Origin of the sequence: Rhizobium sp. IBUN, from assembly GCF_000510625.1 — a bacterium.
GTDB classification, from domain to species: Bacteria; Pseudomonadota; Alphaproteobacteria; order Rhizobiales; family Rhizobiaceae; genus Rhizobium; species Rhizobium altiplani.
Window position 1 is genome coordinate 36799 of record NZ_AZNV01000039.1, and the last position, 14465, is coordinate 51263.

The 14465-nt window shown below is 59.3% G+C and carries 14 protein-coding genes, 2 tRNA genes and 2 pseudogenes; 14 read left to right on the plus strand and 4 right to left on the minus strand.

Going from position 1 to position 14465, the window contains the following annotated elements; translation table 11 throughout:
• Positions 1-93: 93 nt before the first annotated feature.
• A complete protein-coding gene (gene gloA / locus RHIBUN_RS0126225) occupies positions 94-534 on the minus strand; it encodes a lactoylglutathione lyase (RefSeq protein ID WP_018858625.1) in 441 nt (146 codons plus the stop codon).
• Between the two features lie 205 nt (positions 535-739).
• On the opposite strand from gloA, the gene RHIBUN_RS0126230 reads away from it, so the two are divergent.
• Positions 740-1318, plus strand: coding sequence for a cold-shock protein (locus tag RHIBUN_RS0126230; protein ID WP_018117103.1), 579 nt, complete (start codon positions 740-742; stop codon positions 1316-1318).
• Positions 1318-1800 (plus strand): DUF192 domain-containing protein, encoded by a 483-nt coding sequence (locus tag RHIBUN_RS0126235; protein ID WP_018858624.1) that lies wholly within the window; start codon positions 1318-1320, stop codon positions 1798-1800. The genes RHIBUN_RS0126230 and RHIBUN_RS0126235 overlap by 1 nt, the downstream gene beginning before the upstream one ends.
• A 115-nt stretch (positions 1801-1915) precedes the next feature.
• On the opposite strand, the gene RHIBUN_RS0126240 is transcribed toward RHIBUN_RS0126235, so the two are convergent.
• Positions 1916-2194 (minus strand): hypothetical protein, encoded by a 279-nt coding sequence (locus RHIBUN_RS0126240; protein WP_037217658.1) that lies wholly within the window; start codon positions 2192-2194, stop codon positions 1916-1918.
• Between the two features lie 428 nt (positions 2195-2622).
• On the opposite strand from RHIBUN_RS0126240, the gene RHIBUN_RS0126245 reads away from it, so the two are divergent.
• The 7 genes and pseudogenes from RHIBUN_RS0126245 to RHIBUN_RS0126275 all read left to right on the plus strand — a co-directional run bounded on the left by RHIBUN_RS0126245 (position 2623) and on the right by RHIBUN_RS0126275 (position 10103).
• A complete protein-coding gene (locus RHIBUN_RS0126245; protein WP_037217659.1) occupies positions 2623-4272 on the plus strand; it encodes a membrane protein in 1650 nt (549 codons plus the stop codon).
• Positions 4273-4429: 157 nt separating this feature from the next.
• Positions 4430-5202, plus strand: a pseudogene (locus RHIBUN_RS34040) (alpha/beta hydrolase).
• A 13-nt stretch (positions 5203-5215) separates the two neighbouring features.
• A complete protein-coding gene (locus tag RHIBUN_RS0126255; RefSeq protein ID WP_025661850.1) occupies positions 5216-7150 on the plus strand; it encodes a mechanosensitive ion channel family protein in 1935 nt (644 codons plus the stop codon).
• A gap of 97 nt (positions 7151-7247) precedes the next feature.
• Positions 7248-7670, plus strand: a complete 423-nt coding sequence (locus tag RHIBUN_RS0126260) for a hypothetical protein (RefSeq protein WP_018858619.1) — start codon at positions 7248-7250, stop codon at positions 7668-7670.
• Between the two features lie 4 nt (positions 7671-7674).
• The gene (locus tag RHIBUN_RS0126265) at positions 7675-8256 is read left to right on the plus strand and encodes an OmpA family protein (RefSeq protein ID WP_025661851.1); all 582 of its coding nucleotides are present in this window, start codon (positions 7675-7677) and stop codon (positions 8254-8256) included.
• Between the two features lie 237 nt (positions 8257-8493).
• Positions 8494-9633, plus strand: coding sequence for a calcium/proton exchanger (cax, locus tag RHIBUN_RS0126270; RefSeq protein ID WP_025661852.1), 1140 nt, complete (start codon positions 8494-8496; stop codon positions 9631-9633).
• Between the two features lie 137 nt (positions 9634-9770).
• Positions 9771-10103, plus strand: a complete 333-nt coding sequence (locus tag RHIBUN_RS0126275; protein ID WP_025661853.1) for a potassium channel family protein — start codon at positions 9771-9773, stop codon at positions 10101-10103.
• 162 nt (positions 10104-10265) lie between these two features.
• On the opposite strand, the gene RHIBUN_RS0126280 is transcribed toward RHIBUN_RS0126275, so the two are convergent.
• Positions 10266-10342 (minus strand) — tRNA-Pro (locus tag RHIBUN_RS0126280).
• A gap of 330 nt (positions 10343-10672) precedes the next feature.
• Between RHIBUN_RS0126280 and RHIBUN_RS0126285 the strand changes: the two genes are divergently transcribed.
• From RHIBUN_RS0126285 to RHIBUN_RS0126295, 3 genes are all read left to right on the plus strand, one after another.
• On the plus strand, positions 10673-10978 hold the full coding sequence (locus RHIBUN_RS0126285) for an ETC complex I subunit (protein WP_016554394.1): 306 nt from the start codon (positions 10673-10675) through the stop codon (positions 10976-10978).
• Between the two features lie 45 nt (positions 10979-11023).
• Positions 11024-11100, plus strand: a tRNA-Arg gene (locus RHIBUN_RS0126290).
• Between the two features lie 176 nt (positions 11101-11276).
• Positions 11277-11462 carry a hypothetical protein gene (locus RHIBUN_RS0126295; protein WP_018117079.1) on the plus strand — a complete coding sequence of 62 codons (186 nt, stop codon included), beginning with the start codon at positions 11277-11279 and terminating at the stop codon, positions 11460-11462.
• An 81-nt stretch (positions 11463-11543) separates the two neighbouring features.
• Here RHIBUN_RS0126295 and RHIBUN_RS0126300 read toward each other — a convergent pair whose 3' ends face one another.
• Positions 11544-12584, minus strand: coding sequence for a LacI family transcriptional regulator (locus tag RHIBUN_RS0126300; protein ID WP_037217662.1), 1041 nt, complete (start codon positions 12582-12584; stop codon positions 11544-11546).
• Positions 12585-12930: 346 nt separating this feature from the next.
• Between RHIBUN_RS0126300 and RHIBUN_RS0126305 the strand changes: the two genes are divergently transcribed.
• Together RHIBUN_RS0126305 and RHIBUN_RS34045 are read left to right on the plus strand one after the other, a co-directional pair.
• Positions 12931-14190: an ABC transporter substrate-binding protein gene (locus tag RHIBUN_RS0126305; RefSeq protein ID WP_018117077.1), complete on the plus strand. Its 1260-nt coding sequence runs from the start codon at positions 12931-12933 to the stop codon at positions 14188-14190.
• Positions 14191-14271: 81 nt separating this feature from the next.
• Positions 14272-14465, plus strand: a pseudogene (locus tag RHIBUN_RS34045) (sugar ABC transporter permease); the annotation flags it as partial.

Sequence of the window (14465 nt, forward strand, 5' to 3'; positions counted from 1 at the left end):
TGTACAGTGCCCGCGCCACTGGCCTGCGGCAAGCGCGATGCGGACACGCAGGTCCGAAATCGCCAAAGCCGCAAGCCTCGCAAAAGCCTCGACTTACCAGGCGCCGGTATTGCCCATCGAAGCCCAAGGCTCGGCTGTCGGGAGGCTGCCGCCCTTCTGCAGAATCTCGATCGAGATCCCGTCCGGGGAGCGCACGAAGGCCATGTGACCGTCGCGCGGCGGACGATTGATGGTGATGCCGTTGTCCATCAGCTTCTGGCAGGTGGCATAGATATCGTCGACCTCATAGGCGAGGTGACCGAAATTGCGGCCGCCCGTGTAGTCCTCGGTATCCCAATTGTAGGTCAGTTCCAGGCAGGGCGCGCCCTTGGCACTGGCCTCGGTTTTGTCGCCGGGCGCTGCAAGGAAAACGAGCGTGAAGCGGCCCTTCTCGTTCTCCGTGCGCCTAATTTCCTCGAGTCCGAAAAGCTTGGTGTAAAAATGCAGGGAGGCGTCCAGATCTTTCACGCGAACCATGGTGTGGAGATAACGCATTCTATTTCCTCTCTAATGCGGGGTCTTGGATTCTGTCGGAATCTTATGTGGCGGAACACCAGCTTCGGGCAAGATAGCGGGGTATGATTGGGAACTGCGAATAATCGAAAAGTAGGACTTGCGCTAATCCGTTACCAACATGTTAATCTTGATGTGAAGAATCAGTTAACCGTAACAGTGTGACGCGTATTGAGGGACTGGCGATATGGCTGACAGAATTTCGTCAAAGGAATTCAGCGACCTCGATCAACTCGCGGGGGAAGCGGTCGATCTCATTGAAATCACTGGCGTCGTCAAGTGGTTTGACGTGGCCAAGGGCTTCGGTTTCATCGTTCCCGACAACGGTATGCAGGATGTTCTTCTTCATGTGACCTGCCTGCGTCGCGACGGCTACCAGACAATTCTCGAGGGTACGCGGATCGTTGCGCTCATCCAACGGCGCGAACGCGGTTACCAGGCGTTCAAAATCCTTTCCATGGACCAGTCGACGGCTGTACACCCTTCGATGCTGCCGCCGGTCCGCACGCATGTGCAGGTGACGGCGACGAGCGGGCTCGAGCGTGCGCTGGTGAAGTGGTTCAATCGCACGAAGGGCTTCGGCTTCCTGACGCGGGGCGAGGGGACGGAGGATATTTTCGTCCACATGGAAACGCTGCGTCGGTTCGGTCTCACGGAATTGCGTCCGGGGCAGGTGGTGCTCGTCCGTTACGGCGATGGCGACAAGGGGCTGATGGCCGCTGAGATCCATCCCGATGTGCCGAGCCCGGTGAGCCGCGCGCACTGATGCGTATGTCTGCAGCTCACTGGATCAGAAGCGCCATCGCGGCGCTTTTTTTCATTCTCGCCGTGCCGGCCCTTTCCCAACAGCCAATAACCTTCGACAAGGAACCGCTGATTATCCAGACGGCGTCCGGCAAGCGGCTGAATTTCATCGTTGAGATAGCCGACACCAACGAGCAACGCCAGCGCGGGCTGATGTATCGTAAGGACATGGCGGAAGACGCCGGCATGATCTTCGATTTCGGCGTTTCGCGGCGGGTGCAGATGTGGATGGAGAACACCATCCTGCCGCTCGACATGCTGTTCGTCGACTCGACGGGCACGATCCGCAACATCAAGCAGAACGCGGTGCCGTACTCCGAGGACATCATCGATTCGATGACGGAGGTGAAGTACGTGATCGAACTCAATGCCGGTGTAACGGCCAAGCTCGGCATCAAGCCTGGCGACAAGGTGATGAGCGCCACGACGACCAAGAAAAAGTAGGCGTTCGCGCCACGCGGTGACACGGGGCTGCTTGAGGCAGCGCCGAATTTCTCCCGAAAAGCGGGAATGCAGCGGGTGTCTTGTTCCTCGACAGGCCCGGCGTGAGAAGGGCGGTTTAGCGACGTGCGCCGAACACCTCGCGCATGACGTCGCCCTCCAACTCCACACAAAGTTCTTCATATTCATCGACCAGGGTGAGCTCGGCGCTGGCCTCCTTGCGGAACCGTTCGAGTGCGAGGCATGCCTCCTCATAGGCACCCAGCATTTCATCAAGCAACGGTCGTCCATTGGCGGCTAACCGCACAGCCTCGCGCTGGGATGCCGGTAACCTTAACAACATGCGCGCCAGACCGCATCTTGCAGCCTCGCCTAGACGATTGAATGACTTGCCCATTCGCGCCACCGTCCCCTCCTGGTGCACAAACGACAGCAGTGATTGCGTATTGGTCGCTGGGATATCACGGTTCTCCGGATGAGCGGCGTAGAATACGGTAGAATACCTCGGTACCAACCGCGACATATTTGATGTTGGCTGCGATTGAGCCCACCCGGAGCCAACGCATGTGGTCCTCACTCGCCAAGGGCAAAAGTTGCCCGAACGATTGTGAACCCGGTATTGCCACAACGTATAGGTCATGTTTATCTGCTAGCAACATACGCATTGGGTTGTGCTTAGTCAGCATCGAGGGGAATTCGATGGCAAGTGCAAGGTCAGGCGACGTGGCCCCTGTAGCGCCATCTGCCGAGGAAGTGCAAGACCAGCTGGAGCGCATCCTCGGAAGCGAGAGTGTTCACCTCCCTGAGCGAGCCCGGCGGTTCCTGGTGTATGTCGTGACGGAGACGCTCGCCGGTCGATCCCACTACCTCAAGGCCTACACGATCGCGGAGGTCGTTTTCGGAAGGCAGAATTTCGATGCTCAGGGCGATCCCGCGGTGCGGATCGAGGCTGGGCGCATCCGGCGGGAGCTGGAGCGCTATTATTTGATGGCTGGTGGCAGCGAGCCGGTTGTCATCACGATTCCCAAGGGCCGATATGTTCCCATATTCCAAGCTTCGTCGCATTGCCGTGGCGATACAGCGGACGAGGCGATGGCACCGCCTTCTCCCGTCTCTGTCGAGCCTTCATCAAGTGAGGTTGCGGCGGCACCGGCGGCTTCCAGATCCGCTGGAAAACGCTGGCTGATAGCTGGCGCGGCAATGGCGGCCGCGATTGCTGCAGGGGCCATTTTCCTTAGCTTAAAGCCGGCCTCCAAGGAGGTCGCTTCCATCAACAGCCGACCGACGATAGCCGTGGATCGCTTCGAGGATATTGCGGGTGGCAGCAGATTTTCGGGAATTTCGGGCGGCGTGACCGATGAAATCATGTCGAAGCTCGTGAAGTTCAAGGACATTCTGGTCGTCGATGCGTCCGGTAATGATCAGGACGCTGTGAGCGGCCTCCAGAATGCTCGATACGCCCTCCAGGGAAGTGTTCGACAAGATGGCGATCGTGTTCGATCCACGGCGCGCCTGGTGCGTCGTTCCGACGGCGCCGTCATCTGGGCCAACCACTACGATTCCGATCTTCGAATACAGAGCGTGTTTGAAGTCGAGACCGCTCTCGCAGAGGAGATCGCGACCGCCGTCGCCCAACCCTTTGGCGTGGTATTTCAGACCGACATAGCCCCGGATGGGGCGGGTGGATGGGACGCATATGATTGCAGCCTGTCCTATTACAACTATCGCAGAAGCATGACGGCGGAAGCGCTTCAGACAGCACAGGAATGTCTCAGGTCCGTGACCGAGAAGTTTCCGAGCGACGCCACGTCTCTTGCTTTCTTGTCGCTGACTTACCTCGATCAGGTACGCTTCCCCTACAAGCTTGGAACCAAACCGTCGCCAAAGATATTGGAGACGGCATCGGAGCTGGCGAAAAAGTCGGCTGTAATTGATCCGCAGAACCCGCGCGTCCTGCAGGCGCTGATGCTGACCAGCTTCTTTCGCAATGACGTTGACGCCGCCCTCGAGGCGGGTGCCGCGGCCTATCAGTTGAATCCCAACGACACCGAGGTGGCCGGCGAATACGGCTTACGTCTCTCCATGGCGGGCAAGTGGGATACGGGCTGCGATCTCGTTTCCAAGGCAGTCAGCAGGAACGCAGGTCCGCAAGGTTACTACGAGGTCGGGATGGCGTTGTGCGCCTTCATGAGAGGCGACCTTCAGGCAGCAGAACTGTGGTCGCGAATGTCTGATCTAAACTACAATCCGATGCACCGCATGGTTCTGGCGTCCATCCTTGGCGCGTCCGGAAAGATCGAGCAGGCGAAAAGGGAACTCGATTGGCTTGACACGAAGGCCCCTGCGCTGATGCCGGTGGTAAAGCGCGAGATTTCGATGCGCTTGGCGCGTCCGCAAGACCAAGAGCGCGTCCTCGCCGGGCTGCGCGCTGCCGGTGCCGCGGTCGATCAGGTTCAGCCGGCAGTGACCAACTAGCCGTTGCCGTCATCCTCTCGCTGGCGTGGCAATTTCGTACCACGGCGGCGTCCGTCTCGACAGATACTACGCGATGCTACAGGCCTCGCCGCACGCCACCTGCTAGCCTCCAGGCTTGAGATGGCCCATCCCCCTGGGCAATAGCTGGAATGCAGGCATGGTGAAACGCAGTATCCCTCTTCCTCTCTTTTTTCTGACGAGTTGCGGACATCCGGACGGTGTCATGACGCCGGTTCCGCTGTCGGTTTCCGCTCCACCAACGTCCAAGGTTGCGATGCTGGTTGCGACCACACGCGAGCCGTCTGGGGACCCGGCGACGCTATTCAATGGGGAGCGCAGTTCCAAGCCGCACCTGACGAAAATCACAGTCTCGATTCCACCGAAGCGCGAGCCGGGCACGGTACGGTGGCCGAAGCGTCTCCCACCTGACCCGGCAACCGATTTCGCTGTGACGAATGCTCAGCAGATAGACACCATCGCGCAAGGGCGCGAATGGTTCGCGCAGCATGTGAACGCCGGACATGCGCTAGTGTTCATTCACGGCTTCAACAACACCTACGAGGATTCCGTCTTCCGGCTGGCGCAGATCGTGCACGATAGCAAGATGGAGGCGACGCCCGTCCTGTTCACATGGCCGTCGCGAGCCGAAATCACCGCCTACCAGTCAAGTTTGCCGAAAGTCCGGAAATCGTCCAACTTATCGGCCAGCGACTCATGACGGGCGAGACACTTACGGATTCGAATGTCGCGCTCGGCCAAGGCATTACAGCCGTGGTCGGCGGCACGGTGACGAACATCGGTACGGTTGCGGCTACAGCCGTCGCGGTTCCGGCGACAATCATCGAGCAGCCGCTTGCTGAGAGAAGAAAGCCACGGCCGGCCGACGATACGCTTGGCGGCGACCCGAAGCCGCAGACGCTGACGCCATAGGGGGAAAACCAGCATGAAATGGATTCTGTCTCTCATCGCCGGACTTCTCTTCGCATTCAATGCCGTGGCGCAAGCTCCCGCGGCCGCACCACAGCAGAAGATCGACGAACTCGTGCGCCTTCTTCAGGACCCGGAGGTGCAGGCCTGGCTGAACAGTCGCAAGGAGGTCGGTGCACCTCAGAGCCCCGCTTCATCCGCAGGCGCCTCCGATTTGGTTAGCTGGGAGTCTGCGGCGCGGACGCGCGTTCACGAAATCATCACGGCCATACCGGCGATACCAGCGGAAGTGGCGGCCGCCGCTGCCAGAACACGGCGTGACGCCGTAAGCCGAGGCTATGCGCCCGTATTCGTCATATTCGGCGGACTGGTCGCTCTCGGTCTCCTCGTCGAGGGGCTGTACCGCAGGCTAGCCAAGCCCCGCGAAACGCTCCTTGGCCGACTGGCCCCAGTCGGAATCTTCGCGGGGGCAATGGCGATCGTGTTCTTTGCCGTGGAGTGGCCGCCTCTCGCCCGTATCACCTTGCTTGCCTATCTCACGGCATTCGTCGCGTTTCGGCTGGCGGTCGCATTTTTGTCCGCCGCCGATATCACGCCGTTCTTGCGCACACGGTTGATGATCCTATTCGGGCTTGTCTGCTTTGCCGTTGCCACGGCGGCAATCGGAGAACCTTTGGGCGTTCCGCCGCTGGTTAGGGATGCAATCAGCTACTGCTTGTCGGTCGTTGGGCTATTTGTCGCGATCGAGATGGTGTGGGCTACGTCGCAGCGATCTCGGCCGTGGAAAGCGGCTGTGATTGCCTTCCTCGTCGCGCTGTGGATCATCTGGTGCCTCGACATGAGAGGCCTTTTCTGGATCGGCGTCTATGTCCTCGTACTACCGGCGATGCTCAACGCCGTTGGCCGCGTGGCAGGGTCTTTCGTAAGCGATCCCGGTAGCCTTCGTGGTGTCTTGATCGTCCGTGGCGCACGCGCGGCGGTGATCTTCCTCGCCGTCGGGTGGCTGGCACTTGTTTGGCGTCTCAATCCGGACACATTGGGTCAGCGCGATCCTGTTGTCGCTGCCCTTTTCTACGGGGGCCTGAAGAGTGTTTTGATCCTCGTGGTTGCTGATTTTCTTTGGCAACTGGCCAGAGGCTGGATCGACAGAACGTTGCGGGTGGCGACCGACGCAACATCCCTTGCGCCCGCTGATGCCGCCAAACGGGCACGGTTCCGCACGCTTCTTCCGATCTTTCGCAATGCATTGGCTGTTGTTGTCGCGGTCATGGCGGCGTTGGTCGTGCTGGCCCAGATGGGCGTACAGATCGGGCCATTGATCGCGGGAGCCGGCATCTTCGGCGTTGCCATCGGTTTCGGTTCTCAGACCCTCGTCAAGGACGTCATCAGCGGTGTGTTCTACATGCTGGATGATGCCTTCCGGGTTGGGGAATACATCCAGGCCAAGGATTACAAAGGAACCGTGGAGGGCTTCAGCCTGCGATCGGTACGCCTTCGTCATCATCGCGGTCCGGTCTTCACCGTGCCATTCGGCGAACTCGGAGCCGTCCAGAACATGAGCCGCGACTGGGTGATCGACAAGTTCAGGATCACGGTCGGCTTCAACACCGATATCGACAAGGCACGCAAGCTGACCAAAAAGGTCGGAGCGGAGCTGAAGGATGACCCGGAACTCGGGCCGCTCTTTATCGAGCCCTTGAAGATGAAGGGTGTCGAGGAGTTCGCCGACTACGGAATCGTATTGAGCTTCGCCATGACCACGGTTCCCGGCATGCAGACCTACATACGCCGCAAGGCCTACGCCAAGATTCGCGAGTTGTTCCTGGCAAACGGGATCACGTTCGCCCAACCGACGGTGCAAGTCGGAGGTGACGACAAGGAGGGTGGCGCGGTGGCTGCCGCGCAGGCGATCCGGGCGCACGAAGCAGGTACTGCCGCGCCGCCGAAGTGAGTGCTCTGCAGTGTGCGCTACCGTAATATACGTCCCCAATCATAGCGCTTCGTGAGAACATTCACCGCCTAGATCGTCGAGGCAGGGAGAGGGCGACATGTTCAAACGCGGAATTCTTACGGCGGCGCTCACGTTGGCGACGCTGACATTTGCCGGGAATGCGCCGGCGCAGACGCTGAGCTATGCGGATGCGGTCACGAAGCTCGCCGCCGACTGCGGCACGGACATCCAGAAACTGTGCAAGGGACTGAACCTCGGCAGCGGACGGATCGCCGACTGCCTGCAGCAGAACGCGGCAAAAGTGTCGCCCACTTGCAAAGGCTCGCTGACATCAGTGTTCCAATCGATAACCCAGCGAGAACACGCGCAGACCGCCTACGAGCGGGTCTGCCAGCGGGACATGTCCAAAAGTTGCTCAGGCATCAAGGGTGACGGCTTCGTGCTGGCTTGTCTGGTGAAAAAGGAAAAGCGCGTCAGCAAGGAATGCAATCAGGTCATCACCGATGCGGGTTGGAGGTAAACCGATGAAACGTCTTATTTCCAAAGCCATTCTCGTTCTGGCCGCGGGCGTATTGTTTTCCGGCTTTGCGTCGGCGCAGGAGGTCTCCCAGGAGCGCATCGTCAAGGGACTCGGTAAACTCAGGGCGGCGGCTCCTGCGATCGACCTCGAGATATTGCGACAGGAGGCTATCAACGGCGGTAACCAGCCGATGTCTGCGCTTCCGAACTGGAAGCGGATAGGGAAGCTGCCGCAGATGGTGGTCGAGATCGATTTCGAGAACGACTCTGTCGCCATCCAGCCGAATTCCTATCGCACCCTCGGGCTGATCGCCGACGCGTTGCATCATCCGAACCTGTGGGACTACAAGTTCCTCGTGGTCGGTCATGCCAGCGCGACCGGGGACGAAAAACATAACCTCGATCTCAGCGAACAGCGTGCTGCTGCAATCAAAGAAGCACTATCGACGACGTTTGCCGTCGATCCGGCGCGCCTTTACGCGGTCGGTGTCGGGGAACACTTACCGATCGAAGGCACTGACGTGAAAGGGTCGAACAACAGACGTGTTCAACTTATCAACCTCGGTGTCTTCAAGATTAAGTCCTGATCGGAAAGAGGCCGCGGCGTCGAAACGATGCCGCGCGCCAGCAGTTGATGGGCCGCCCTCTGGGAGTGTGGAGGCTCGGATGAACGCCCCGAGACTAACGCTGTTGGGCAACGCCTGCTTTGCTGGCGGTCTTTGCAGACGCTCGATTCGGCTGCCGATCGCGATCCTCTCGGATGAGTACTCCTACTGAGAATGCATCGCCTGCAAACGAGACTATCTTATGATGGGAGAAACGACATGAGCAGCTCCGACGGACGATCTTCTCCATCTGCTGGCATCGGAAGAAGTGTTCTTCAAGAACTGCGACACACGCCCGTTCTCTGGCTGCTCGTGCTGGTGCCGATCGTCATCGTTCTGGAGCACCTGGTTCCGGACAGTCATACGCTGCTCTTTTTCACATCGGTCCTTGCAATCGTTCCTCTGGCGACGCTCCTTAGCCGTGCAACCGAGGCGGTTGCGGCGAGAACGGGCGACGCGGTCGGCGGCCTGCTAAATGCTACGCTCGGAAATCTGACCGAGCTGGTGATATCGCTTTCGGCCCTGCGGACGGGACAATATCTACTGGTCAAGGCATCGCTGGCCGGCGCAATCGTTACAAACACCCTGTTCATGCTGGGCGGCGCATTTCTACTCGGCGGGTTGAAGCATCACCTGCAGGAGTTCAATCGCGTCAATGCTCGCTTCCAGGCCTGCCTGCTTTTCCTGGCAACCATTGCCGTTCTGGTGCCGTCGATCATCAGTGAAGTCGATCAGCCGCCACAGCTCGCCATCTCTCAGAACGTAAGCCTCGGGTTGTCGGTCATCCTCATCGCCGTCTACGCCTTGGGCATGTTGTTCTCCTTGCGAACACATAAGGAGCTTTTCGCCAGTGCCGGTCACGCGGACGAAGAGCAGGCTACCTGGCCGCTTGGCCTCAGCATCGCCATTCTCGTCGGCGTAACCGTGCTGGTCGCATTGGTCAGTGAAATTTTCGTCGGGTCGGTTCAGGTTGCGGCTGAACATCTGGGAATGACACCGGCGTTCGTCGGCTTCATCGTGGTCGCCCTTGTTGGTGCGGCCGCGGAGATGACCACCGCGTTTTCGGCAGCTCGGGCGGATCGCCTTGATCTCAGCGTTGGGATCGCGCTCGGCAGCGCCGCCCAGATCGCGCTTTTCGTTGCCCCGCTGCTGGTCATTGTCAGCTACGTCATCGGACCGGAACCAATGACGCTGCAGTTCTGGCCCGGGGCAGTTACAATGATGATCGTCGCCACCGTGGCCGCTACGCTTCTGTCGAACGGTGGTCGAGGCGCCTGGTACGCAGGAGTGATGGCACTTGCCCTCTACGCGATCTTCGCCTTCACCTTGTTTGTCTTGCCTCCAGCTGGACCGACGTGATCGAAAGGCTTACTTCTAGGCGCGCCGCGCGATAGCTCTGCAGCGACGCCAAAGCAAACTCAATCAGGCACCTTGGAAGCGCAAGGAAAGCGGCGCCGATGACGCGAGGCACAGAGAGCAAGTTTAAATCGAGGAGGATGAGAAGGCGGTTCTTCGCCTCTCTCTTCCAGCAACTTCGAATATTGTGGCCGATCTTCTCCGGTGTTCTCGTTGTCATCGTCGGGTCAGGCGCACTTGTCGGATGGATTGAAGGATGGCAGCTCGGCGACACCCTGTACTTCACCTTTGTTACGGGATTGACGATCGGCTACGGCGACCTCGTACCAAAGCAGACAATCGCGCGGGTGCTGGCTCTGGTGATCGGCCTATGCGGGATTGTCCTTACGGGTCTTATTGCCGCAGCCAGCGTGCAGGCTCTCCGTGGCGGTGATCCGGATCGCTCAAATTCTGACAATGCCGATCAGGACTAGGTGAAGTGCCTCGCCGAACCGGCCATTCAGAACTGGAAATCTTAGACTTATGATTCCTGGGACAACGCGGAGGCCCCAGTACGGCATCGAAGTTTTCGGAAGCGTCGATCGGAGGATGTCCTGCGAAAGTCCGACAAGTCTTGATGTGGAGGGGAAGGGTAGTGGTCGGAGTGGAGAGATTCGAACTCCCGACCCTCTGGTCCCAAACCAGATGCGCTACCAGACTGCGCTACACTCCGTGCCGACGAGGGAGGCCAATACACGGTTCGCCCCGTGCCCGCAATATCTAAATCGCCTATCCCCAACCTTGGTGTGAGTATTCTCTTCCTCAAGCTTGCGGTGTGATGCGATCGATATGAGCATGACAATCGATGATCGCGGGAGGAAGGCGCCTGTTGGAAACGGTTGAACAGCGCTGCGACTGGTACGGCTTTTTTCTTGAAAAGAAAGGGATTCGCCGCTAAGCAAAATTCATCTCTTCGTGCGATGGTTTGCGTCAAGAGTAGCTGCCTTGTGGGGCAGAATGAAGTTTCAAGTGCGAAAGCCGCTAAATCGGAGGCCCTGCAGCAATGTCTGCCAAGATCTACCGTCCAGCCAAGACCGCGATGCAGTCCGGCAAGGCAAAGACACATATTTGGGTTCTTGAGTTTGATCAGGAGACGCCGCGCACCATCGATCCGATCATGGGCTATACGTCTTCCTCGGATATGCGCCAGCAGCTGAAGCTGACCTTCGAAACGCAGGAACTCGCTGAGGCTTACGCGAAGCGTAACGGCATCGAGTACCGGGTTATTGCCCCGAAGGATCCGCAGCGCCAGATCGTGGCTTATCCTGACAATTTCCGCTATACGCGGACGCAACCCTGGACGCATTGATCCGCGTTCATCCGCAGATTTGACCGGGTGCGAATTCGGTCATGCGGCCCCTTAGCTCAGCTGGATAGAGCACCTGCCTTCTAAGCAGGTTGTCGCAGGTTCGATTCCTGCAGGGGTCGCCACTCTTTCTCAAGCCGCCCAGCACGTGCGCGTCTCTTGAATCGTTGGGCGTCCTTGTGAAGGCCATAGTAAATCCCACTAGGTCGCTGGTGACATTCTCCTACGGCACGCTCAACCGTTGATGTTGCCCTGGGTGCGGGCGCACCCTAGTATCTCCGTGCTTCCGGGATACGCCGCCGTGACCGATACGATCGCCCCACAACTGATATTCACTCTGAACATCGCGTGGGAAATCGCCTCGCAGGAGAGCCCGGACTATGACCTCGTCGTCTATTTCATCCAGCAGGCTCTTCGTGCAGCTCAAGAAGAGGCATTGCGACACGGCGTCATTGTCGATTTCGAGCAGAAATCCGAGCTTCAATAGGGTGTCCGCTTGCAGTAACCGGCGAAGTTACGAGGCTAAGGTCTACCGCGTAGCCAGTTGAGATCGAGTAGCAGATGTCATCTATTTTCCGGCACCGCCGGAGAAAGGCGGCTGCGGCGTTAGCAGCATCTGCAACTGGTCCATATCCGTCTCGCCGCTGATCCGTTTCCTCAGGATGCGGCCGATATGTTCGCCGGTGGCCGTAAGGTCCTCATAAATCGTTTCCACCTTCGGCTGGATGGCGGAAAGTAACTGCGAGGTCTGCTTGGCGACGATGTCGTATTCGACGCCAAGGGTGAGGCCGCAATCGCTCATGCCGGTGATCGTGGCGAGCGCGCACACTTCGCCGCCGCACATGAAGGCGTCGGGTGGATCGGCTTCGCGATGCCGTCGGGCGATACGGTCGCGAATTGCGCCCGCCGGATGATCGAGGTCGATCTCGGAGATAATCTCGTAGGCACAGCCGGCTTCGCGCACCGCGGTCATGAAGCCGTGCAGGATATGGCTGCCGAAGCTGAACTGCATCGGACCGCCGATCAAAGCGGGCTTACGACGCCCTTTGGCGATCAGCCGCTTGGTTGCCTCATAGGCGAACGTGAAATTGTCGTAGTCGACATAAGGATGCGGCGTGGAAAGTTCGGTGCGGCCATGGGTGACGAACGGAAAATTGTGCTCCATTAGCAGCCGCACGCGCGGGTCGAACGGTTCGGTGCGCGACATCACCAGGCCGTCGGCCATGTGATTGCGCATGATGTAGTTGACTGCCTCGATATTGGTCGTGTGCGGCAGGTTAGGCATGACGATCAGATGGTAGGTGGTGCCCTGCAAAGCAGCGGCGATGCCGGACATGATCGAGGTGCCGTAGCCGAGGATCTCCTCATGCGATTCAAGAAGGATGGCGATGACGTTCGTGCGGCCGGTCTTCAGGCGCTGGGCCGCTCGATCTGGGGAGTAACCGACCTGCAGCGCGATCTCCCGGACGCGCTTGCGGGTCTCGTGGTTGATGACCGGGTCGTCCGAGAGGGCTCGCGATATCGTCGTCACAGCAAGGCCCGCGATGTCCGCGATGGTGCGCAACGTCGGCTTGCCGCTCCTGCGGGTCACTCCGGTCGTGGGCGGCATTGTAATGCGAGACACGCTCGACTTTCCTCCAAAGCGTCGATTGGCCGGACACTAGCGCGATATCGGCGCCGAAAGCAATGCTATTATGGAAACGTTTTAAATAATCGGCTTCCGGTTTCCAAGCAATAGGGCTGCGTCTGAAAGACGAGTAAAAACAGGCAGTAAATGATACTGCCTCCGACAAAGAAAGGCGCGTCGCTACACTTGACTTGCTTATGTTTATAACGTTTTAAATTAACCCATGCGGCGTTCGCGCCGTATAAGTAGAGTCTTTCGCGCGGGGAGCGCAGGGGCTTTTTGGCCGCGGATTTTCCGCTTTTGTGAACTTGCAAACCGGGAGGAAACGATGCGCAAGTTTTTGATGACGACAGCGTTGGTGACGATGAGTGTTGCGGGCTTGGGTGCTGCCAAGGCTGCGGATGTGAAGGAAGTGCAGATGCTGCACTGGTGGACGTCCGGCGGCGAGGCAGCGGCCTTGAACGTGTTGAAGGAGGATCTGTCGAAGGAGGGGTTTGCCTGGAAGGACGTGCCGGTTGCCGGCGGTGGCGGTGATGCGGCGATGACGGCGCTGAAGGCGATGGTTGCGGCCGGCACGTATCCGACGGCCTCGCAGATGCTCGGCTACACCGTTCTCGACTACGCCCAGGCCGGCGTCATGGGGGACCTGACGGAGACGGCGAAGGCCGAGGGCTGGGACAAGGCGGTTCCGGCGGCGCTGCAGAAGTTCTCCGTCTATGACGGCAAGTGGGTCGCAGCCCCCGTCAACGTCCACTCGGTCAACTGGCTGTGGATCAACAAGGGTGTGATGGACAAGATCGGCGGCACCGAGCCGAAGACCTTCGACGACCTGATCGCGCTGCTCGACAAGGCGAAGGCTGCCGGCGTGACGCCGCTGGCGCTCGGCGGCCAGAACTGGCAGGAAGCGACGATGTTCGACTCGATCGTGCTGTCGACGGGCGGCCCCGAGTTCTACAAGAAGGCGATGAACGACCTCGACGAGGAGTCGCTGAAGTCGGACACGATGAAGAAGTCGTTCGACAACCTGCAGAAGATCGTCCAGTACGTCGACCCGAACTTCTCCGGACGCGACTGGAACCTTGCGACCGCCATGGTCATCAAGGGCGATGCGCTCGTGCAGGTGATGGGTGACTGGGCCAAGGGCGAGTTCGTCGCCGCCAAGAAGACACCGAACACCGACTTCCTGTGCTACCGCTTCCCGGGCACCGACGGCAGCGTGATCTACAACTCCGACATGTTCGGCATGTTCAACGTGCCTGACGACCGCAAGGCAGCACAGGTGGCGCTTGCCAAGGCAACGCTGTCGAAGAGCTTCCAGTCGGCGTTCAACGTCGTCAAGGGCTCGGTTCCGGCCCGTACCGACGTTCCGGATACCGATTTCGACGCCTGCGGCAAGAAGGGTATCGCCGACCTGAAGAAGGCCAATGAAGGCGGCACGCTGTACGGCTCGCTGGCCCAGGGCTATGGCGCGCCTCCGGCGGTTGCCAATGCCTACAAGGACGTCGTCTCGAAGTTCGTGCATGGCCAGATCAAGACCTCCGACCAGGCGGTCGAAGAGCTCGTCAAGGCCATCGACGACGCCAAGTAATCAAGGCCTCCCACGGTCTTCCCCGCCGGTGTCGGCGGGGAAGATTCCGCCACGGACGATCTCGTTGGAGGAGATGACCCCATGAGCACCATCGCTACCGATAAAACCGTTCTCACGCCGCACCGTGGAACGCCCATTTCCATCCGCTCGCGCCTGCAGGACGCGCTGCCGAAGATCGTGCTCGCGCCGAGTTTCGCCATCACGCTTGTGTTCGTCTACGGCTTCATCCTCTGGACGATCTATCTGTCCTTCACCAATTCCAAGACCTTTCCGTC

Excerpts from the sequence above, each read along its gene's own strand:
- gloA (WP_018858625.1), bottom strand. The coding sequence starts at position 534 with ATGCGTTATCTCCACACCATGGTTCGCGTGAAAGATCTGGACGCCTCC.
- RHIBUN_RS0126230 (WP_018117103.1), top strand. The coding sequence starts at position 740 with ATGGCTGACAGAATTTCGTCAAAGGAATTCAGCGACCTCGATCAACTC.
- RHIBUN_RS0126235 (WP_018858624.1), top strand. The coding sequence starts at position 1,318 with ATGCGTATGTCTGCAGCTCACTGGATCAGAAGCGCCATCGCGGCGCTT.
- RHIBUN_RS0126240 (WP_037217658.1), bottom strand. The coding sequence starts at position 2,194 with ATGGGCAAGTCATTCAATCGTCTAGGCGAGGCTGCAAGATGCGGTCTG.
- RHIBUN_RS0126255 (WP_025661850.1), top strand. The coding sequence starts at position 5,216 with ATGAAATGGATTCTGTCTCTCATCGCCGGACTTCTCTTCGCATTCAAT.
- RHIBUN_RS0126260 (WP_018858619.1), top strand. The coding sequence starts at position 7,248 with ATGTTCAAACGCGGAATTCTTACGGCGGCGCTCACGTTGGCGACGCTG.
- RHIBUN_RS0126265 (WP_025661851.1), top strand. The coding sequence starts at position 7,675 with ATGAAACGTCTTATTTCCAAAGCCATTCTCGTTCTGGCCGCGGGCGTA.
- cax (WP_025661852.1), top strand. The coding sequence starts at position 8,494 with ATGAGCAGCTCCGACGGACGATCTTCTCCATCTGCTGGCATCGGAAGA.
- RHIBUN_RS0126275 (WP_025661853.1), top strand. The coding sequence starts at position 9,771 with ATGAGAAGGCGGTTCTTCGCCTCTCTCTTCCAGCAACTTCGAATATTG.
- RHIBUN_RS0126285 (WP_016554394.1), top strand. The coding sequence starts at position 10,673 with ATGTCTGCCAAGATCTACCGTCCAGCCAAGACCGCGATGCAGTCCGGC.
- RHIBUN_RS0126300 (WP_037217662.1), bottom strand. The coding sequence starts at position 12,584 with ATGCCGCCCACGACCGGAGTGACCCGCAGGAGCGGCAAGCCGACGTTG.
- RHIBUN_RS0126305 (WP_018117077.1), top strand. The coding sequence starts at position 12,931 with ATGCGCAAGTTTTTGATGACGACAGCGTTGGTGACGATGAGTGTTGCG.